We start from the raw sequence: 19,554 nt of genomic DNA on the forward strand, positions 1-19,554 counted from the left end.
GGGCGCGGCCGCGGCGCGGGCGCCGTCAGGCGGCGCGATCCGCCACCGGCTCCGCCGTGGGCGCGGCGCGGTCGGCCGGACCGGCGCGCCCGAACCGCGCGTAGAGCGCCGGCAGCACCACCAGGGTCAGCAGGGTCGCGCTGATCAGGCCGCCGATCACCACGGTCGCCAGCGGCCGCTGCACCTCGGCCCCGGTGCCGGTGGCGAGCGCCATCGGCACGAAACCCAGGGAGGCGACCAGCGCGGTCATCGCCACCGGCCGCAGCCGGGTGAGGGCGCCCTCGCGGATCGCCGCCCGCAGCGGCCGGCCCGCGGCGACGAGCTGCTTGATGAAGGTCAGCATCACGAGGCCGTTGAGCACCGCCACCCCCGAGAGCGCGATGAACCCGACCGCGGCCGGCACCGAGAGCGGCATCCCCCGCAGCCACAGGGCCGCGATGCCGCCGGTGAGCGCCAGCGGCACCGCGCTGAACACCAGGAGCGCGTCACGCGCGCTGCCCAGCGCCGAGGTGAGCAGCAGGAAGATCAGGAAGAAGCACACCGGCACCACCACGGTGAGCCGCGCCTGAGCCGAGGCGAGGTTCTCGAACTGGCCGCCCCAGGTGACGTACGAGCCCGCCGGCAGGGTCACCTGCGCGGCGACCTTCGCCTGCGCCTCCGCCACCAGCGAGCCGATGTCGCGCCCGCGGACATTGGCGGTGACCACGACCCGGCGCCGGCCGTTCTCGCGGCTGATCTGGTTCGGCCCCTCGCTCACCGAGAACTGCGCCACCTGCCGCAGGAGCACGGAGGCGGCCTTGCCGTTCGCGCCCGGGGGCAGGGGGACCGGCAGGTTCTCCAGGGCCTCCCGGTCCTCGCGGACCTGATCGGTCAGGCGCACGACGATCGGCACGCGCCGGTCGCCCTCGAACACGACCCCGGCGTCCCGGCCCCCCATGGCGGCGCCGATCACGTCCTGGATCGCCCCGGTGCTGAGGCCGAGCCGGGCCGCCTCGGTCCGGTCGATCCTGATCTCGAAGACCGGCAGGCCGGTGATCTGCTCGACCTTCACGTCGTCGGCGCCCGGGATCCCGCGCAGGATCGCGGCGATCCTGTTGGCGATCTCCAGCATCGGCTCGAAGGCGTCGCCGAACACCTTCACGGCGAGGTCGCCCCGTGTCCCGGCGAGCAGCTCGTTGAAGCGCAGCTGGATCGGCTGGGAGAACTCGTAGACGTTGCCGGCGAGCTCGCTCAAGGACGCCTCGATCCGCTCCTGCAGTTCGGCCTTCGACAGGCCCGGGTCGGGCCAGTCCGCCTGCGGCTTGAGCATCACGAAGGTGTCGGAGGAATTCGGCGGCATCGGGTCGGTGGCGACCTCGGCGGTACCGGTCTTCGAGAACACGTAGGCGACCTGCGGGAACTTGGCGATCGCCCGCTCCACCTTGAGCTGCATCGCCTGCGACTGGGTGAGAGAGGTGGACGGGATCCGTGTGGCGTTGAGGGCGATGCTCTTCTCGTCGAGCTGCGGGATGAACTCGGTCCCGAGCCGGGTGGCGAGCAGCCCTGCGCCCGCGAGGAGGAGCAGCGCCGCCCCGACGAACGGGGCGGGCGCCCGGATCGCCGCCGCGAGGACGGGCCGGTAGAGCGCCTTCAGGCCCCGGACGAGAGGGTTCTCGGCCTCGGTGACCCGGCCGGTCAGCGCGATGGCGATCAGGGCCGGCACGAAGGTCAGCGACAGCACGAAGGCCGCCGCCAGGGCGAGGATGACGGTCAGCGCCATCGGCTGGAACATCTTGCCCTCGACCCCCGTGAAGGTCAGGAGCGGGACGTAGACCAGCATGATGATCGCCTGCCCGTAGAGGGACGGCGCGATCATCTCCTCGGCCGAGTCCCGCACCGTCTCCAGGCGCTCCTCCAGCACGAGCGGCCGCCCGAGGGCGTGCTGCCGCTCGGCGAGGTGGCGCAGCGCGTTCTCGGTGATGATCACCGCCCCGTCGACGATGAGCCCGAAATCCAGCGCCCCGAGGCTCATCAGGTTCGCCGAGATCCTCCCCTCGACCATGCCGGTCACGGTCATCAGCATGGCGGCCGGGATGACCAGCGCGGCGATCAGCGCCGCCCGGATGTTGCCGAGCAGCAGGAACAGGACGACGATCACGAGGGCCGCGCCCTCGGCGAGGTTCCTGCCCACCGTGCGGATCGTGGCCTCGACGAGCTGCGTCCGGTCGAGGACGGTCTGGACGACGATGCCGGGGGGCAGGGCCCGCCGGATCTGGTCCATGCGGGCATCGACGGCGGCCGCCACCGTGCGGCTGTTCTCGCCGATCCGCATCAGGGCGGTGCCGATGACGGTCTCCTGCCCGTTCTCGCTCGCCGAGCCGGTGCGCAGGTCGCGCCCGATCCGCACCGTGGCGACGTCGCGGATCCGCACCGGCACGCCGCCGCGGCTCGCCACGACGACGTCGGCGATCGCCTCCGGGCTCTCCAGGCGGCCGGCGGCGCGCACGACGTAGCTCTCGCCGTTATCCTCCAGGTAGCGGGCGCCCTGGTTGGCGTTGTTGGCCTGGAGCGCCCGGGCGACGTCCGCGAAGGACAGGTCGAGGGCGGTGAGCTTCGTGGGGTCCGGCTGGACGTGGTACTGCTTCTCGAAGCCGCCGATCCCGTCGACGCCGGCGACGCCCGGGACGGACTTGATCTGCGGCCGCACGATCCAGTCCTGCACCGTGCGCAGGTAGGCGACCTGCTCCAGTTCCGTCCTGAGCGCCTGGCCCTCCGGGGTCCGGTAGCTCCCGTCCGGCTGCCAGCCCGGCCGGCCCGCCGGCACGGCCGCGCGCTCAGGCAGCGGCGCGTACTGGACCGACCACATGTAGATCTCGCCGAGCCCCGTGGAGATCGGGCCCATCCGCGGCTCGACCCCGGAGGGCAGGTCCTCCCGCACCTGGGCGATACGCTCGGCGACCTGCTGGCGGGCGAAGTAGATGTCGAGGGACTCGGCGAAGACCGCGGTGATCTGCGAGAAGCCGTTGCGCGAGAGCGAGCGGGTGTACTCGAGGCCCTTGATGCCCGCGAGCGCCGTCTCGACCGGGTAGGTGACCTGCCGCTCGACGTCGGCCGGCGACAGGGACGGGGCCAGGGTGTTGATCTGGACCTGGTTGTTGGTGATGTCGGGCACGGCGTCGATGGGCAGCCGCGTGAGCGCGGCGGCGCCGAAGGCCGAGGCCAGCAGCACGAGGAGCAGCACCAGCCAGCGCTGGCGGACCGAGACGGCGAGGATGCGGCTGATCATCGTCCGTCTCCTCAGTGGGCGTGGCCGGCGTCGGCCTTGCCGAGCTCGGCCTTCAGCAGGAACGCGTTGCCGACCGCGATCTCGGCGCCGGGCTCGAGCCCGGCGGTGACCTCGTAGGCCTCGTCGTCGGAGCGGCCGAGGGTGACCGGCCGCTTCTCGAACCCCTCGGCCGTGCGCGCGAAGACGACGCTCCGGCCCTCGACGGTCTGGACCGCCGCCTTGGGGATCCGGACCGGGACCGAATCCTGCGCGATCTCGACCTCGGCGGTCACGAAGGTGCCGGGCCGCCACGCGAAGTCGGGGTTCGGCAGGGCGACCACCACCCGGGCCGAGCGCGTGTCGGGGTTGAGGAAGGGGCTGACGAAGATCACGCGGCCCTCCGCCCGGCGCTCCGTCTCGCCCGTCCGGCCGGGCGTGACCGTCACGCGGGCGCCTTCCCGGACCTGGGCGAGGTCCACGGTCGGCACCGACAGCTCGATCCAGACCGTGGAGAGGTCCGCCACCGTGTAGAGGTCGGCCGGATCGCCCTCCTTGCCGACCGCCGTGCCGACATCGACCTTGCGCTCGACGATGCGGCCGGCGAGCGGCGACCGCAGGGGATAGCGGCGCAGCGTCGACTGGTTCGGCGTCGCCTCGTCGCGCTTCTGGGCGGCCGCCACCTCGGCGGCGTCGAGGCCGAGCGCCGACAGCTTCTGGCGGGCGAGGTCGACCCGGAGCCGGTTCTCCAGATAGGCGGCCCGGGCGGTCTCGAACGCGGCCTCGGAGGCGCTGCGCGAGGCGAGCAGCTTCTGCTGGCGCTCGAAGTTGATCGTCTGCAGCTCGGCCTGGACCTGGGCGGTGAGGTACTCGCTCTTGGCGTCGGCGACCTCGCGGCTGTCGAGGATGGCGACGACCTCGTTCGCCTGCACGGCGTCGCCGAGGCGCTTGCGCATCTCGGCCACGGTCCCGACCACCCGGGCCGGGACCCGGGCGATCCGGTCGGTGTCGGGCGTGATCGTGCCGGGGACGAGGAGGTGGCGCGCCAGCGTGCCGCCCTCCACTCTGCGCGTGACGATGTCCTGGCCGGCGACCTGATCGGGCCGCATCCGGATCGTGCCCGCCTCGTGAGGCTCGTCGGCGCCGTGCGCGTCGCCGTGCTCGTTGCCGTGCGCGTGGTCGTGGTCGTGGCCGGCGTGATCGTCGCCCGCGTGCGGGTCGGGCGCGGCTTTGGGCCGGTCCGGTGCGGCCGCCGCGTAGCGCTGATCGTGGTCGTCGGCCGGGGCTCGGGCGAGCCCGACGGACGCGAGGGTCTGCCGGAGACGGTCGGGCAGGGTCGGGGCGCCGGGGGCGGCGGCGCCGAGGGCGAAGCCGGCGGCCAGGAGTGCCGCGGCGGCGGCCACGGACAGGATGATGCGCATGGGGAAGCTGCTCGGCCGGGAGGGCGGGGTGCCGCGCGCGGCGGTCCCGGAGGGTCCCGTTCAGGTGTCGCGTGGGGGTGAACCCGGAGCCGGTTCGGCAGCCGGGCGGAGCGCCGCCCGCGGGCGGCGTCAGCTCACGCGCGCGGAGGCCGCGGCAGGCGGTCGGGACTGACGGAGGGGCGGCCCTGGGCGAGGGCGCCCGGCAGCACCCGGCCCGGAGCGGCCGGAGGCGCGATCTCGGTCGCCTCCAGGCGGGCCGCCTGATGGCAGCCGCAATGGAGGTGCTCCGAGAGGCCGGGATCGACGGTCGCGGGCGCCGCCGGCGCGTCGAGGGCCGGGTCCTGGCCCCGGTCGTGGTGGCCGCCCGCGTGGAAGGCGAGATCCGCCGCGAGGCCGACGCCCGGAGCGGCGACGGTCAGCGCCAGGACGAGCGCGAGCGCGCGGGCGGCGAGCGCCCACCAGCCCCGCGCCCCGGCCGGGCGCCTATGCCGAACCCCGAAGGTCATCGCGGCCCTTATGATCCATCCGAGGCCGGGGGCACAAGGTCCGGGGTGCCGGCCCCGGACCCCTCAGGCCGCCAGCTTGAGGACCCACTGGTAGAAGTCGGCCCAGGTCTCGGCCTGGGCCGGCGGCTCCGCGGCCGGGGACCGGTCGGGCTCGGCCGCGGCCCGGTCGCGGACGTCCCGGGGGGCGCAGCCGAACTCCGCGCGGAAGGCCTGGGTGAAATGCGCGGGGCTCTCGAAGCGCCAGCGATACGCCACCTCGGAGATGCGGGCGAAGCGCCCGTCGCCGGTGGCGAGGTCGCGGTAGGCGCGGGCGAGCCGGCGCTGCCGGACGTAGCCGGAGACCCCCCCGAGGGGGACGAACAGCCGGTAGAGGGCGCTCCGCGAGACGCCGAACCGCCGCCCGATCGTCTCGGCGGACAGGTCCGCGGAGGCCAGCTCGGCCTCGATGAAGCGCCGGATCGCGACGAGCAGAGGCGCCCGCTCGGGCGGCTGCGTGCCCCCTCCGTCCTCCGGCAGGCCCAGGGTCGCCGCGCCGAGCAGCGCGGCGGTGGCCTCGGCCGCCGCCGCGGCCTCCGGCTCCGAGAACCCGGTCGCGTGCGCGCTCAGGGAGTGCAGGTGGTCGCTGAGCATCCGGCCGAACGGGGTCGCGCCCCGGATCACCGAGCCGTGCAGGGCGTCGAGGCCGCTCTGCCGGGATCCGAAGAGCGGGCGCGGCAGCACCACCGTGATGGCTTCGTAGTCCGTGGAGGCGGCGGAGAGCGGCTGCGACAGGTCGAACAGGCAGATGTCGCCGGGGGCGCAGTCCCGCTCCCGGCCGCCGATCGTGACCCGGGACTGCCCGGAGACGCGCATGTGGGCGACGATGTGGTCGACGCCCATCCGGGCGGTCAGGGCCCGCGCGCGCACGAACCGGAGCCCGGAGGCGCGGGCGCTGCAGACGATCGCGGTGCCGAGGTGACGGACCCGGGACTGCCCGCGGAAATCGGGTAGGTCCTCCCGGCGGATCGTGAAATCCCAGAACGGCGCGACGGCGTCGCGCCAGTCGTCGGCCTGACGATGACCCGGGCTCTCGCCCCTGAGCTGCAGGATCGGTTTCGGTCGCATCGCCCGTGTTAGTCCTGACCGGGCGCGGCCCGGTCACGCCGACAATATGGCGATTCTGTCTGCCCAGAAAAGTGGCACTCCGTTCCAATCACCGGACTCCGCGCCGTGCCCCGTCCCGGCGCGGTCGGCGAGAGGCCGGCAAGGGGCCGGCAAGGGGCCGGCAGGGGGCCGTGAAACAGAACGTCCCGCAGGCCGGGTGGCCGCGGGACGGTGAGTTGCACGGTTGTGAGGATCGAGGGCTTCGACCCTTATGGTTAACCGGCGGTTACCGGCCGCTCGGGGCCGCGCCGCTGCCGGTGGCGCCGTTGCCGGTGCTGTTGTCGCCCGCGGGGGCGCCGGGAGACGAGGTGTTGCCGTTGGGCGTGCTCTGCGCGGCGGCCATCCCGGCGCTGCCGGCAACGAGGGCGAGGGCGAGCAGGGCGGACTGAACGGTGCGGCTGGTCATGGCTCTCCTTGGATCCCGAGCGGGGTCTCGACGCGGGTCGTCGCCGTGCCGGCTTGTGCCGGCGTCGGCTGGAGAACCGCACCCCGGCGGCGCCCGTTCCCGCCGGGGCCGGGCCGGCGCGAATCGGCCGCAGCCGCCCGCGGCCGCGCGTCGGGAACACCCGCGAATCCCGCGAGCTTGTCCGAGGGTCGAGACCGGGAGCGTGGCGTGAAGGTGTTCCGGATCATGCAGGCGGCCACGGGCGCGATTCTCTGGAGCGGCGCGGCGCTCGATCCCCTGGCGGCCCTCGACGCGATGGCGCGCGCCGCCGGCTTCCGCGACCGCACGCGGATCCCGAACCACCTGCGGGCCGGCGGCCTCCACGTCGAGGAACTGCAGGCCTGATCCCGCCGCGCCGGCGGATGAGTCCGGAGGGAGACCATGACCAAGCTGTTCATCGCGCAGGTGTGCGACGCGGGCGGCGAGCGGCCGCTCGTGACGGTCCGGGCTGAGGCCGAGGGCGAGGCGCGCCTGTTCCTGGCGGCCGCCTATCCGGACGCCGAGATCGCCCACGTCGCCGAGCCCGGCGACTGGACGAGCGACGCCGATACCGGATCCCGGGCCGGGGACATCCGCGAGCATCCCGGCGTCGCGTGGCAGGCCCCGTCCAGCCTGGCGGACTGAGGCGCGTCCGCCGGGCCGCGGTGCCCGTCCCGGCCGCCGGGGCCGGTGCGCACCGGGAGAACTTGGGGAGAACCTGGGAATAGCCTGGGGAGAATCCGGCGGTGCCGACAATTCAAGCGATCCCGTTCACGCGTCCCTAGGGCTCCGCACCGACGGTGGTGCATGCGTTCCGCCGATCCGACACCGCGCCTGTTCGCGGCCGCGGCCGCCCTCACCGGCACCGGGATCCTGATGTGCCGGACCGAGCCGTCCTGGGACGGGATCCTGATCGGCCTGTTCTGCCTCGGGCTCTGGGCCCTCGGCACCTTCGGCACCCTCGCGGCACGGCCTGGCCGACCGGTGCGTTCCGCGCCGCGGATGCGGCCCATCGTGCTGGAGGCGGTCGTCGTCGAGACGCCCCGGTTCCCGCCGGAGCTGCTGCCCGCGCCCCGGCCCCCCGCGGCCCGGGACCGTGCCCTGGCGGGCCCCTCCCGCCTGCCGGAGCTCCCGTCGCACCGGCAGCGCGTGGTCGAGCGCTACACCCGCAGGCGCGGTTGAGCGCGGTGAGGTGGCCGACCACACCGCGAGGGCGTCGCGACGGCCGACCGGCGCGACGCCCTCGTGGGCGATCCGGAGACGATCCCGGACGCCGACGACGCGGTGGGCGAGGCGGCCTGACGGAGCCAGGACGGCGTCCGACCGCCGGGCGATGCCCGTCCGCGCGGGATGTTGGGGGCGAGCGCGAGAGGCACCGCGCGGGATCGCCCGCGGGCCGGACCGATCTGGTATGGATCGCGCTCGACGCGTCGTACCGAGAGAGGCCGGCGCCCGGGATCCTGCTGCGCCACGCCCGTTCCGGCGGCGCGCGGGCCCCGTGACCGGACGGGAGATCGCCACATGGCCACGCCCGAGACCCAGGCGCCCTACCGGCTGCAGTGCATGATCCACCGGGAAAGCGCCGGCGGCATCATCATCCACGACGAGCAGATTCCCGGGCCCCTCGTGGAGGCGGCGGTCGCCGCCGCCAAGGCCCGCTTCGCGGAGCTGCGCGCCGGCCGCGCGGGCTCGGCGGCCCTGCGGGATTCCGCCGGGCGGGTGGTCTGGTCGGCCCGGCAGGACGCCGCGACGCCCGGCACCGGGGGATCGGCAGCCCGGTAGGCTTCGGACCGACGCGCCGTCAGGTGAGGTGGCGCGGCTCCAGATCGATCACGGGGCCGCCCACGTCGAAGAACTCGTCCTCGTACGGGAGCGCCTCGTCCAGCTCCTCGGCCTCGCGCCGCCCGAACGGGATGACCGCGGACAGGATCCCGAGGCAGAGCGCGCCGGCGACGAAGGCAATCAGGATCGCGATGCTCATGACGGAACACTCGGGCGTCGCCGGCGGCGGAGTCGGGCCACCGCGAGACTAAGGCCCGGCTCGCGCACGCCGCAACCGAAATCACCGCCCGTTCGCTCCGGATCGCCCAGCCCGCACGGCGGGCGCGGCCGCAGCGCGCGGCACGGGCTCGCCCCGCGATCTCCGGAAGACCGGGAGGCCGCCCCCGGTCGCGGAGCGCGTCCGGGCGATCCGGGACGGGCCTCACCGCGGCGTCGAAACCTGATCCTGCTGCCGGTCGACCGCGTCGCGGACGCCGCGGCCGGCCATGAGGATCTCGGTCATGAACGCCGCGATCGCCGCCACGGTGCAGACCAGCGCCGCTCCGAAGCAGGCGAACAGGACGGACGCGGTCGCCGCGTCGCGCAGCGCGCCGACGAACAGCGTGAGCACGGCCAGACCGATCAGGCCGCCCGCCAGCGAGGCCAGGACCACCGCCACGTCCAGCACGAAGGAGCGCCGCCGCAGGAAGGTCAGCCGGCGGGCGAGGCGGCCGGCCTCGGCTTCCGTCGCCCGGGCGGCCTCCGCCGAGAGGCTGTCGACCTTGTCGGAGATCCGGCCGAGGCGGGTCGAGAACACGTTGAGCAGCGTCGCCAGCGCCGAGAGCAGGAAGGCGGGCGCGAGCGCCACCTGGATGATGTGGGCGATGCTGTCGGGCTCGGTCGCGCTGAGGGAGAAGCCGAACATCGGCGGGCTACGCGGGCGGACGCGTCGCGCCCCGCCTCCGCCGGCCGCCGGGACGGACGGCGGCGCGGCTCCGGACCGGGCGGATCACCACAGGAGGCCCTCCGCCTGCAGCCCGGCCACGAGCAGGCACAGCGCCGAGAGGAACGCCACCGCGAGATACGGGGCCGGCGTGTCGGTCATCGAGGCCTCCCGGCCGGCGCGGGGCCGGCATCCCCGATCCCGGTCCGGGCCCGGAGGGCCGGCATCGAAGGCAGCGCTACGGGGTGCATGCGCGTCTCCTGAAATCTCCACCGACGACGAGGCCGGCAGATAGGGCCTGCGGCGCGCCGGAAAAGCCGCGGCCGCCGCGCCGCCCCGGCGCGGCGGCGCCTTCTCCACAGGCCGGGAGACCGGCGCCGCGCCGCCGCCGATCCCCCGCGAGATCTGCCGGTTCCGAGGAGATCGATCCGGCCGCGGCCGCGCGCCAAGACCCGGCGATGCGCGATCAAGACTCGGGCCAGTCGGGCGGCCGGTTTCATCTGTGCAGATCCGCGGCCGGACGCGCGAGTGGTGCCCGCACAGCGGCGCGATGGCGTCCGAAAGCCCCGCAATACGGGACGGGATCGCGCGAGATCTGCGGCGCCATCCGCACCCGCGCGCCCGGGGATGCGCGGGCACCACCCGTAAATTAATGTTAACCGCTCGCGGGATCGCGATCGGGCTTGCGGGCCGCCGACCGGTAGGATTTATTAAACCTCGAAGCTTCCTGGTTGGTCCTGGGAACGTTCACCGACAAACTGAAGCCCCGTCCGCTCGAGCGCGACGGGGCATTTTGTTTCTGGAAACATTCGGATACCGAAGTTCTTCTCGGGCTAGACCAGTCGATTTCGCGATGTGCTCCAGCGCACCCGGCTGTTTCGGGGTCAAAGACCCGATTCCGAGCTGTTGCAGCGATGCACTATCGCCCAGGCACGTCCTGGCGTTCTGTCCGCCCCGCACACATCCCGCCCAACGGGAGACAGAGGACCAGATGATCAAGAAGCTTCTGCTCGCGAGCGCCGCCACGGCTCTCCTGACCGGCGCCGCCTCGGCCGCCGACCTGCCGCGCCGCGCCGCCCCGCCGCCGGTGTTCACCCCCGTCCCGGTCTTCACCTGGACCGGCGCCTACTTCGGTATCAACGCCGGCTACGCCTTCGACGCCAGCAGCAACAACACCAACAGCTTCGGCGTGCCCGCCCCCTACGGCAACGGCACCACCGCCTTCTTCAGCCAGCGCAACCAGGAAGGCTTCACCGGCGGTGGTCAGATCGGCTACAACTTCCAGTTCACCCCCGGCTCCGGCATCGTCGTCGGTGTCGAGGCCGACGCCCAGTACCTCGACTTCGGCCGCAGCCGGAACAACGCCTTCCTCGTCGGTCCGCTGGCCCCCGGCTACTACGTCACCGACCCGCGCGGCCTCTCCAGCCTCGACTTCTTCGGCACCGTCCGCGGCCGCATCGGCTACGCCTTCGACCGCGTCCTCGTGTACGGCACCGGCGGCTTCGCCTACGGCTCGGGCAGCGCCGACCGCTCCTTCGGCGGCTTCGCCGGCAACGACAGCTTCCGCACCGGCTACGCGGTCGGCGGCGGCATCGAGTACGCCCTGCCCACCGACTCGTTCCTGAACTTCTTCCGTTCGAACGCCGTGACGCTCAAGGTCGAAGGCCTGTACGTCAACCTCGACCGCAACACCCGCAACCAGGGTGCGTTCGTCATCAACGCCGCCAACAACTTCCCGGTGGTGTACAACAACATCGGCCGCCGCGACGACGAGTTCGCCGTCATCCGCGCCGGCCTGAACTACAAGTTCGGCTCGTACTAAGATCCACCCGCGATAGCGCCCCCCGCGCCGCGGGGGGCTGCGTCCCGCTCACTGGGACGGCGCGCGGGCCTCTGGACAGGCCGCATCCCCTCTCGACCTGAGCATCCCCAGCCCGATCAAACTGGCCGCTTGAGCCGAGGAGCGTCCCGGGAGCCATTCCCGGGACGTCTTGCGTCGGGGGCGAGGGCCCGCCGCGGCGCGCCTCAGGCGTGGACCGCGTGCTCGAGCTGCGCCTTCGACATCCGCGACCGGCCGGGCACGTTCTGCGCCCGGGCCTTGCGCATCAGCGCGGCCTTGGTCGTCTCCGCCTTGCCGGACGCGTTGGCGGCAGACTTACCGGTCGTCTTGCCTTTTCCGGACGCCTTAGTGGACTTGCCGTCCTCGCGCGCCGCGGCGGCCTTCTCGGCGGCGGCCTTCGGCTGCTTCGAGAACTGCTTGCCCTTCCGGGTATCGGCGCGCTTCTTGGCCGTGCTGGCGGCGTATTCCGTGTCGGTCAGGCTCTCGCGGGCCTTCTTGGGCAGGTAGCGCTCGCCGGTCTTGCCGCTCTCTTTGCCAGACTTCGTGCCCCACTCCTCGTCGGTCCATTGCTGGAGATGGTTGTCGGCCGACTTCTTGCCGGCGTAGCCGCCGCCCTCCTTCTTGTATTCGGCGGTCGCGATCTGCGCCTTGCGCGCCGACCACTGGCCGGGCTTCCCGCCCTTCTCGGACTTCGTGACCTGCGTCTTGACCTTGTCCCACAGTTTCGGGTCGGTCTTCTTGGCGGTTCCTGACATCGGCGCCTCGTGAAAAAGATTTGGCAGACAACACGGGCCCCGCGGCCGTGTTCCTGCGGCGCGTTCGCCCGACCCGCACCCTCCCGCATCTCCACCCGCGCAGCGTCCGCCGTCGTGGCCGGGGCCGCCGGATACGCCGGCCGCCTGACGGGTTGGCCCTCAGGGGATCAGGCCCATCGCGAGGGATGCAGCATGGCGGACACGCCGGACGACACCCAGGCCGAGCGGATGCCGCACGGCGAGCCGGAGCGCGTGGGCCTGGCCGACAGCCCCCGCGACACCGCAACCGGCACGGTCAGGCCGCAGGACGGCCCGATGGAGCGGGCCGGCACCGAGAAGGAGGAGGCGCGCCAGGGCGGGACCAGCCTCGGCGCGGAGCGCGGCCGGCCGGGCGGAGGCCGGGGCTGAGCGCCGCCATCGAGACAGCACGCGAGAGAGGAAGACGCAGCATGCAGATCCGGCACAAGCCCCTGCGCGAGCAGGTGATCGTCATCACCGGCGCCACCAGCGGGATCGGCCTCGCCACGGCCCGGGCGGCCGCCCGCCGCGGCGCCCGCGTCGTGCTGGCGGCCCGGAACGGCGCCGCCCTCGACGACATCGTCCGCGACATCCAGGAGCGCGGCGGCGAGGCCCGGGCCGTCGTGATCGACGTGTCCCGCCGCGAGGATGTCGAGGCGCTGGCCGCAGAGACCGTGCGCGCCTACGGCGGCTTCGACACCTGGGTCAACAATGCCGGTCTCTCGATCTTCGGCCGCCTCGAGGAGGTTTCGGACGAAGACCATCGCCGGCTGTTCGACGTCAATTTCTGGGGGATCGTCTACGGCTCGACGGTGGCGCTGCAGCACCTGAAGCGGACCGGCGGCGCGCTGATCAACCTGGGCTCCGTCGCCTCCGACCTCGCCTTGCCGATCCAGGGCATGTACTCCGCCTCCAAGCACGCGATCAAAGGCTTCACGGACGCGCTCCGGATGGAGCTCCAAGAGGAGGGCGCCCCGGTCTCGGTGACGCTCATCAAGCCGGCCTCGATCGACACGCCGTTCCCGGAGCATGCCCGGAACTACATGGCGCAGGCGCCCAAGCTGCCGCCGCCGGTCTACGACCCTGCCGACGTCGCCGACGCGATCCTGTACGCCGCGGAGCACGGGCCCCGCGACCTCTACGTCGGCGGCGGCGGCAAGCTGATGAGCGCGCTGCGCAAGCGGGTCCCCGCGGCGACCGACTGGATGGGCGCCCAGGTGATGTCGCGGAGCCAGACGGCGGGCGCGGCCGGCAAGCGGCGGGACGGCGCCCTCCACGCGGCCGGCCGCGACGGGGCCGTGCGGGGCGGCTCGCCCCACCACGTCATGCGCAGCGCCTACACCCGGGCCTCGATCAACCCGGTCCTGACCGGGATCCTGCTGGCGGGGGCCACCGCGGCCGCGGCCTCGCTGCTCGGCCGCGCCGACCGCCGCTAGAGCCCCGCCGCGGCGCCCGCCCCCGCGCGGGCGCCGGCCGGACTGTTTGTTTCTAGACGATGATGGCGGAGGTCAGCCGACATTCAGGCCCGATGACCATTCTGACCAAGTCTTGCGCCGGGCCGAACCGGCGCGGAACCGAACAGAAGGTCTGATGATGATGCACGTGAAGATGATCGCGGCCGCCGCGGCTGTCGTCGGCGGTCTCGGCCTGGCCTCCGCCGGCGCGGCGCCCCTGGCGCCCGCCGGCGCCGATACGCTCACCGGCCCCGCCGCGGTCAGCACCGTGGCGTTCGGCTGCGGCCCTGGCTGGGCGCCCGGCCCGTACGGGCGCTGCCGGCCGATCTACCGGCGGCCGCGCTTCTACGGCCCGCGCTGCTTCTTCCGTCCGACCCCGTGGGGACCGCGGCGCGTCTGCCGCTAAGGTCGCGCAGGCACGCGTCCCGACGCGCGGGTCCGGCGCCGAACCGTGGCCCGACCCGCGGGTTGATCCAGGGGCAGGTCTCGTCTCCGAGGAGGCGGGGCCTGCCCCTTTCCCGTTGGCGGTGATGCGGGCCGGCGGCGCCGGGGATGCCACGACCGGGACCGCGGACGGTCCCGCTCCGGTTGGACATGGCCATGGCCCAGGATCAGAGCGGCGGCGCGAACCCCTCGGCGGCGGAACGGGCGGCGGCCGAGCGCGTCGCTCGCAAGCGCCTCGGTCCGGACGGCTGCCCGGAACCGGCACCCGACCGGCGATCGCCGTCCGGACAGGACCGCGGGAGCGAGGCCGCGGCGCCGGACCGCCGGGCGCCTCCGGGGCGGCCGGTCGCGACGCGCCACCGGCCCGAGAGGCTTCCCGAGTAGCGCCCCGAGTAGCGCCCCGAGTAGCGCCCCGAGTAGCGCCCCGAACATTCGCGTGCCCGGACGCGGGAATAAAGCCCGCCGCCGCCCGGTTCCCGATTGTGTGGCACAAGGCTGCAGGCAGGAGCACGAGGGCAGGGACCCCATGGCTTCGCAGGCTCTCGACGGGGCGGGCCCGGCCCGGCCGCCGACATGACGACCCTGGCGCGCGCGCGCTTCAGTCAGCTCGTTCTCCCGCGCCTGGACGAGGGCTACCGGCTCGCGCACTGGCTAACCGGCAACGCCACCGACGCCGAGGACGTGATGCAGGAGGCGTGTCTGCGCGCCTACCGGGCGATCGAGGGGTTCGCCGAGGGCAATGCCCGGGCGTGGTTCCTGACCATCGTCCGCAACACCGGCTATTCCTGGCTGCAGCGGCACCGGCCGCGGGCGGTGGTCTTCGCCGACGACCTCGCCCCCGAGGCCCGCGCCGAGCTGGAGATCGGGGGCGCCCTGACCGAGGTCCCGGAGACGCCCGAGGCGACCCTCATCGCCCGCGACGACGCGGGGCAGCTCGCCCGGGCGGTCGAGGCCCTGCCGGTGGCCTTCCGCGAGGCGCTGGTCCTGCGCGAGTACCACGGCCTCAGCTACCGGGAGATCGCCACGGTGACGGGGGTCCCGATCGGGACCGTGATGTCGCGCCTCGGCCGCGCGCGGCAGCACCTGCTTGCACGGCTCGCGAAGGACGGGCGATGACCGACGACGAGACCCTCCTGCTCCTCAGCGCCTACGCGGACGGCGAGCTGTCGCCCGGCGAAGTCCTGGCCATGGAGCGCCGTCTTGCGGCGGATCCCGACGCGCGGGCCCTGGCGGAGCGCCTCCGCGACCTCTCGGCCACCCTGCGCGGGCCCCTCGCGGGGCCGCCCGCCCCGGAATCCCTGCGGGCGCGCGTGATCGAGCAGATCGGCTTCACCGACCCGCCCCCGTCGCGCGGCCGCCTCGGAGGCCCGCTCGGGACCCGGCTCGGGTCCTGGGTCGGGACCTGGGTCGAGGCCTGGCTCGAATCCTGGCGCAGATCCCGGCAGGCGCTGGCCGCGACGCTGCTCGTCGGCCTCGTCGGCGGGGCCGCGCTCGGCGGCGGGATCGCCTATCTCGACCGCCCCGACGGCGCCCCGGATACCGGCGCGGCCGTGCTCGCCGGCCATCTCCGCGGCCTCGCGGCGCCCCAGCCCTTCGACGTCGCCTCCTCGGACCGGCACGTGGTGAAGCCCTGGTTCAACGGCCGGACCCCCCTCGCGCCCGAGGCCCCCGACCTGTCCGACAAGGGCTTCCCGCTGGTCGGCGGCCGGGTCGACATCGTCGGCGGAACCCCCGTGCCGACCCTGGTCTATCGCCGTGACAGGCACGTCATCAGCGTCACGGTGGTCCCCGCCGCCGACGGCCCCGGCGCCGGCGAGGAGCGGCGCGACGGGTCCACGATCGAGCGCTGGCGCCTCGGCGACCTCACCTACTGGGCGGTCTCGGACCTCAACCGGCGCGACCTGCGCGCCTTCGCCGACCTGTTTCAGTCCCGGACCGGGGGCCCGCCGGGATGAGGCGGGAATAAGGGACGCCAGTTTCGGGTTATTACTGATATCGTGATGTCGATCCGGCGAGGATCCCAGCGTGATCAGTCAATCCCACCTGCACACCCGCAGAGCCGAAACGATATCCGGGATCGGCTCCGCCCAGGAGCGGCGGGTTCAGGCCGGCGGCACCCCGGTCTTCCCGGACCCGACCCTCGTGGAGGCGGCGCTCCATCTCCTGGCGGAGCATCTCGAGCAGGGGCTGGCGGTGACCGACCGGTACGGGCGGGCCCATTTCCTGAACCGCGCGGCGCAGGCCTTCGTCGCGCGCGGACTCCTGTGCCTGGAGCACGGCGGCCTGCGCGGCGCGACGCCCGAGGACAGCGCGGCGCTGCGCCGGGTCATCGCCCGCTGCGCCGCGGGCCATCGCGGCGGCTCGGTGCGATTGGAGGGCGCGGGCGGGACGCTCCTGGTCGCCGCCTCGGCGATTCCCGGGACGCTCGGCCCGATCGGCGAGGGCGCGGTTCTCCTGCGTCTCACTGACCCCGGGACCCCGCGCCTGCCGGATCCCGGCATTCTCCAGGACCAGTTCGGCTTCACGCCCGCGGAGGCGGCCCTGGCCGTCGACATCCTGGCCGGGAACGACCTCGCGGCGAGCGCGACGCGCCGCCGGATCACCCGGAACACGGCGCGCGTGCACCTGCGCCACCTGTTCGAGAAGACGGGGACGCGCCGCCAGGCCGAGCTGGTGCGCCTGCTCCTGCTCTGCCCGCAGCCGATCGCGGACGCCTAGCGCGCTCCGGCAAAAATATTCGCGCCGCGCGCCACCCTTAATCCGAACGGAGGATGCGCATAGTCCGCATTAAAGCGACGCTGATCCGGCCGATCGTGGACAAACCACGGATCTTTCGGCGCAACGGAGGCTGGATCATGATCCTCTCGTTCCTGAAATCTGTCCGGAAGAGCCGCATCGCGGCGCGAAATATTCGCATTCTCTCGGCCCTCGACGACGAGATGCTGAGCGACATCGGCCTCGACAGGCGCACACTCCGCACGTTCTGCGAGAACGGCTGCGCGCACGTGCCGCCGCCGCCGAGCCAGGCCGAGACGCCCCGGGCCCTGATGATACCCGGTGGGCTCGGGATCGCCTTCCGCTGAACGCCCGCCGCACCGCCCGCTGCACCGCCTCGGGCCCGGCCGGACCGCTCAGATCTCGACGCAGATCTTGCCGAAGTGGCGGTTGCTCTCTTGGTGGCGGAACGCCGCGACGAGGTCGTCGAGGGGGAAGCGGCGGTCGATGACCGGCCGCAGCCCGCAGGCGTCGATGCCGCGGATCATCTCGATCTGATGGCGCCGGCTGCCGACCAGCACACCCTGCAGCCGGATCTGCTTCAGGAGCGCCGGCACCAGCGGCAGCTCGCCCGCGACCCCCGAGAGGATGCCGATCACCGAGACGTGGCCGGCGACCCGCGCGGCGGCCATGGACTGCTCCAGCGTCGCCGGGCCGCCGACGTCGAGGACGTGGTCGACACCGCGCCCGTCGGTCAGGCGCCGGGCGGTCTCGCCCCAGGCCGGGTTGGTGCGGTAGTTGATGACGTGGTCGGCGCCGAGACCGCGCAGGCGCTCCAGCTTGGCGTCGCTGGAGGAGGTGGCGATCACCGTGGCCCCCGCCGCCTTGGCAAATTGCAGGCCGAACAGCGACACGCCGCCGGTGCCCTGCACCAGCACCACGTCGCCGCTCTTCAGGCCGGCATCGGCGTGCAGCGCCCGCCACGCGGTGAGCGCGGCGGTGGTCAGCGTCGCCGCCTCGGCGTGGTCCCAGCCCCGCGGGGCGCGGGTGAAGGCGGTGGCGGGCGCGGTGACGCCCCCGCGGGCGTAGCCGTCGACCCCGTCGCCCGGCACGGTGGCGAAGCCCTCGACGCGCGGCGCGCCCTCCAGCCAGGTCGGGAAGAACGTGCTGACCACCCGGTCGCCCACGGCGAACTCGGTCACGCCCGGCCCCACGGCCTCGACCTCTCCGGCCCCGTCGGACATCGGGATGCGCGGCTCGCTCGGGCCCCACATCCCGCTGACCACCGCGTAGTCGTGGTAGTTGAGGGAGCTCGCCCGCAGGCGGACGGTGATCGCGCCGGGCCCGGGCTCCGGCACGGGCCGCTCGCCGAAGGTCACCGCGTCGAAGCCGCCGCCGGGCTGGACGATCACGGCCCGGGCTGTCGATCCAGTCATGGTGCACCTGTCGCTCCGCGGCCTCGGCCGCCGGGAGGCGGACACTGGCAGGCCCGGCGCGCCGCGTCGAGACGACGGGGCCGGGCCGTCCGCCGCGGGGCGGGGAGGGCGGCCCGCGCCGCGCGCCCGCAACCCCGTCCCGCCCGCGCCGCCCTTGCCGCTGCGCCGCGCCGGCGCCAAGGTCGCGGATCGCATCCCGTCCGTGGAGGGAGGACAGACCGTGTCGACCGAGCGCGTCGTTCTGACCGAAAGCATAGCGCCGACAGCGTCCAGGATCTTCACCCAGGCCGGGATCGGCGCCATCCGGCAGCTGTCGCGCGCGGTCAGCCCCGGGGACGCCGGCGAACTGGCCGACGTCACCGTCCTCGGCATCCGCTCGCGCACGCAGGTCACCGCCGCGCTTCTCGACGCCCTGCCCGACCTCGCCGCCATCGGCTGCTTCAGCGTCGGGACCAACCAGGTCGACCTCGAGACGGCGCGCGCCCGCGGCCTGCCCGTGTTCAACGCGCCGTTCTCGAACACGCGCAGCGTCGCCGAACTGACGATCGGCGAGATCGTGATGCTGCTCCGGCGCATCGTGCCGCGCTCGGTCGCAGCCCATGAAGGCGGCTGGGACAAGTCGGCCACCGGCGCCTTCGAGGTGCGCGGCAAGACGCTCGGCATCGTCGGTTACGGCAATATCGGCGCGCAGCTCTCGAACCTCGCCGAGGCGATGGGCATGCGCGTCATCTTCTACGACCTCACCGACAAGCTGCGCCACGGGAACACCGAGCCGGCCGAGAGCTTCGAGGCCCTGCTCGCCTTGAGCGATGTGGTCAGCCTGCACGTCCCGGAGACGCCGCTGACCCACGGGCTGATGGGCGCGGAGCGGATCCGCGCGATGAAGCCGGGCGCCTACCTGATCAACAACAGTCGCGGCACGGTCGTGGACCTGGACGCCCTGGCGGCGGCTCTGCGCGACGGTCACCTCGCCGGGGCCGCGATCGACGTCTTCCCGGTGGAGCCGACCTCCAACGCCGAGCGCTTCGTCTCGCCCCTGCAGGGGCTGCCGAACGTGATCCTCACCCCCCATGTCGGCGGCTCGACCGAGGAGGCCCAGGACCGCATCGGCGCGGAGGTGGCCCGCAAGCTGGTCGACTACGTCCAGACCGGCTCGACGCTCGGCGCCGTGAACTTCCCGCAGGTCCAGCTGCCGCCGCGCCTGTCGGGCGCGCGGTTCCTCCACGTGCACCGGAACGTGCCCGGCGTGCTCGGGCAGATCAACGCGATCTTCTCGGGCCGGTCGCTCAACATCGACGCGCAGTACCTGCAGACGGACGGCGAGTTCGGCTACGTCGTGGTGGACGCGTCCGTGCCGCCGGGCGAGGCGGACGCGGTGCTCCGCGCGCTGCGGGCCATCGACGGCACGGTGCGGACGCGGCATCTCCGGCCGGCGGCGTAGGGGTTCCGCGCC

The 19,554-nt window shown here is 73.7% G+C and carries 22 protein-coding genes; 13 read left to right on the plus strand and 9 right to left on the minus strand.

Annotated features, from left to right (window positions below; genetic code table 11):
- Positions 1-25 precede the first annotated feature (25 nt).
- The 5 genes from BM314_RS05980 to BM314_RS06000 all read right to left on the minus strand — a co-directional run bounded on the left by BM314_RS05980 (position 26) and on the right by BM314_RS06000 (position 6,717).
- Positions 26-3,265 (minus strand): efflux RND transporter permease subunit, encoded by a 3,240-nt coding sequence (locus BM314_RS05980; protein WP_091977402.1) that lies wholly within the window; start codon positions 3,263-3,265, stop codon positions 26-28.
- An 11-nt stretch (positions 3,266-3,276) separates the two neighbouring features.
- A complete protein-coding gene (locus BM314_RS05985) occupies positions 3,277-4,662 on the minus strand; it encodes an efflux RND transporter periplasmic adaptor subunit (protein WP_091977404.1) in 1,386 nt (461 codons plus the stop codon).
- A gap of 134 nt (positions 4,663-4,796) precedes the next feature.
- Positions 4,797-5,168: a hypothetical protein gene (locus BM314_RS05990; RefSeq protein WP_091977406.1), complete on the minus strand. Its 372-nt coding sequence runs from the start codon at positions 5,166-5,168 to the stop codon at positions 4,797-4,799.
- 63 nt (positions 5,169-5,231) lie between these two features.
- Complete coding sequence (locus tag BM314_RS05995) at positions 5,232-6,272, minus strand: AraC-like ligand-binding domain-containing protein (RefSeq protein WP_020095105.1); 1,041 nt, start codon at positions 6,270-6,272, stop codon at positions 5,232-5,234.
- A 265-nt stretch (positions 6,273-6,537) separates the two neighbouring features.
- Positions 6,538-6,717 carry a hypothetical protein gene (locus tag BM314_RS06000; protein ID WP_020095106.1) on the minus strand — a complete coding sequence of 60 codons (180 nt, stop codon included), beginning with the start codon at positions 6,715-6,717 and terminating at the stop codon, positions 6,538-6,540.
- A 207-nt stretch (positions 6,718-6,924) separates the two neighbouring features.
- Here BM314_RS06000 and BM314_RS30500 point away from each other — a divergent pair, with 207 nt between their 5' ends.
- The 4 genes from BM314_RS30500 to BM314_RS06015 all read left to right on the plus strand — a co-directional run bounded on the left by BM314_RS30500 (position 6,925) and on the right by BM314_RS06015 (position 8,517).
- Positions 6,925-7,101, plus strand: coding sequence for a hypothetical protein (locus BM314_RS30500; RefSeq protein WP_170868047.1), 177 nt, complete (start codon positions 6,925-6,927; stop codon positions 7,099-7,101).
- A gap of 36 nt (positions 7,102-7,137) precedes the next feature.
- Positions 7,138-7,380, plus strand: coding sequence for a hypothetical protein (locus BM314_RS06005; RefSeq protein ID WP_091681439.1), 243 nt, complete (start codon positions 7,138-7,140; stop codon positions 7,378-7,380).
- A 162-nt stretch (positions 7,381-7,542) separates the two neighbouring features.
- The gene (locus BM314_RS06010) at positions 7,543-7,917 is read left to right on the plus strand and encodes a hypothetical protein (RefSeq protein WP_042671492.1); all 375 of its coding nucleotides are present in this window, start codon (positions 7,543-7,545) and stop codon (positions 7,915-7,917) included.
- A 339-nt stretch (positions 7,918-8,256) separates the two neighbouring features.
- On the plus strand, positions 8,257-8,517 hold the full coding sequence (locus BM314_RS06015; protein WP_091681441.1) for a hypothetical protein: 261 nt from the start codon (positions 8,257-8,259) through the stop codon (positions 8,515-8,517).
- A 19-nt stretch (positions 8,518-8,536) separates the two neighbouring features.
- Here BM314_RS06015 and BM314_RS06020 read toward each other — a convergent pair whose 3' ends face one another.
- Positions 8,537-8,716, minus strand: a complete 180-nt coding sequence (locus BM314_RS06020) for a hypothetical protein (protein WP_020095111.1) — start codon at positions 8,714-8,716, stop codon at positions 8,537-8,539.
- 222 nt (positions 8,717-8,938) lie between these two features.
- Positions 8,939-9,421 (minus strand): DUF2721 domain-containing protein, encoded by a 483-nt coding sequence (locus BM314_RS06025; protein WP_020095112.1) that lies wholly within the window; start codon positions 9,419-9,421, stop codon positions 8,939-8,941.
- Between the two features lie 1,009 nt (positions 9,422-10,430).
- Between BM314_RS06025 and BM314_RS06030 the strand changes: the two genes are divergently transcribed.
- Complete coding sequence (locus BM314_RS06030; RefSeq protein ID WP_091977407.1) at positions 10,431-11,261, plus strand: outer membrane protein; 831 nt, start codon at positions 10,431-10,433, stop codon at positions 11,259-11,261.
- Positions 11,262-11,464: 203 nt separating this feature from the next.
- Here BM314_RS06030 and BM314_RS06035 read toward each other — a convergent pair whose 3' ends face one another.
- Positions 11,465-12,034, minus strand: coding sequence for a hypothetical protein (locus tag BM314_RS06035; RefSeq protein WP_091977409.1), 570 nt, complete (start codon positions 12,032-12,034; stop codon positions 11,465-11,467).
- A gap of 192 nt (positions 12,035-12,226) precedes the next feature.
- Between BM314_RS06035 and BM314_RS06040 the strand changes: the two genes are divergently transcribed.
- From BM314_RS06040 to BM314_RS06075, 7 genes are all read left to right on the plus strand, one after another.
- On the plus strand, positions 12,227-12,442 hold the full coding sequence (locus BM314_RS06040) for a hypothetical protein (RefSeq protein ID WP_170868048.1): 216 nt from the start codon (positions 12,227-12,229) through the stop codon (positions 12,440-12,442).
- A 41-nt stretch (positions 12,443-12,483) separates the two neighbouring features.
- On the plus strand, positions 12,484-13,488 hold the full coding sequence (locus BM314_RS06045; RefSeq protein WP_091977411.1) for an SDR family oxidoreductase: 1,005 nt from the start codon (positions 12,484-12,486) through the stop codon (positions 13,486-13,488).
- Positions 13,489-13,645: 157 nt separating this feature from the next.
- On the plus strand, positions 13,646-13,912 hold the full coding sequence (locus BM314_RS06050; protein ID WP_026605238.1) for a GCG_CRPN prefix-to-repeats domain-containing protein: 267 nt from the start codon (positions 13,646-13,648) through the stop codon (positions 13,910-13,912).
- A 611-nt stretch (positions 13,913-14,523) separates the two neighbouring features.
- Positions 14,524-15,066, plus strand: a complete 543-nt coding sequence (locus BM314_RS06060; protein WP_020095120.1) for a sigma-70 family RNA polymerase sigma factor — start codon at positions 14,524-14,526, stop codon at positions 15,064-15,066.
- A complete protein-coding gene (locus tag BM314_RS06065; RefSeq protein ID WP_091977414.1) occupies positions 15,063-15,905 on the plus strand; it encodes an anti-sigma factor family protein in 843 nt (280 codons plus the stop codon). Before BM314_RS06060 ends, BM314_RS06065 begins: the two co-directional genes overlap by 4 nt.
- 70 nt (positions 15,906-15,975) lie before the next feature.
- Positions 15,976-16,668, plus strand: coding sequence for a helix-turn-helix transcriptional regulator (locus BM314_RS06070; protein ID WP_091977416.1), 693 nt, complete (start codon positions 15,976-15,978; stop codon positions 16,666-16,668).
- 137 nt (positions 16,669-16,805) lie between these two features.
- Entirely contained in the window at positions 16,806-17,033 is a 228-nt protein-coding gene (locus BM314_RS06075) for a DUF1127 domain-containing protein (protein WP_091977418.1), read from the plus strand.
- 48 nt (positions 17,034-17,081) lie between these two features.
- Here the strand turns inward: BM314_RS06075 and BM314_RS06080 are convergent, their stop codons facing one another.
- Positions 17,082-18,101: a zinc-dependent alcohol dehydrogenase family protein gene (locus BM314_RS06080; RefSeq protein ID WP_091977420.1), complete on the minus strand. Its 1,020-nt coding sequence runs from the start codon at positions 18,099-18,101 to the stop codon at positions 17,082-17,084.
- 220 nt (positions 18,102-18,321) lie between these two features.
- On the opposite strand from BM314_RS06080, the gene serA reads away from it, so the two are divergent.
- Positions 18,322-19,542: a phosphoglycerate dehydrogenase gene (gene serA, locus BM314_RS06085; RefSeq protein WP_091977619.1), complete on the plus strand. Its 1,221-nt coding sequence runs from the start codon at positions 18,322-18,324 to the stop codon at positions 19,540-19,542.
- The last annotated feature ends 12 nt before the right edge of the window (positions 19,543-19,554 follow it).

The organism is Methylobacterium sp. 13MFTsu3.1M2, assembly GCF_900112625.1.
Taxonomy (GTDB): Bacteria; Pseudomonadota; Alphaproteobacteria; order Rhizobiales; family Beijerinckiaceae; genus Methylobacterium.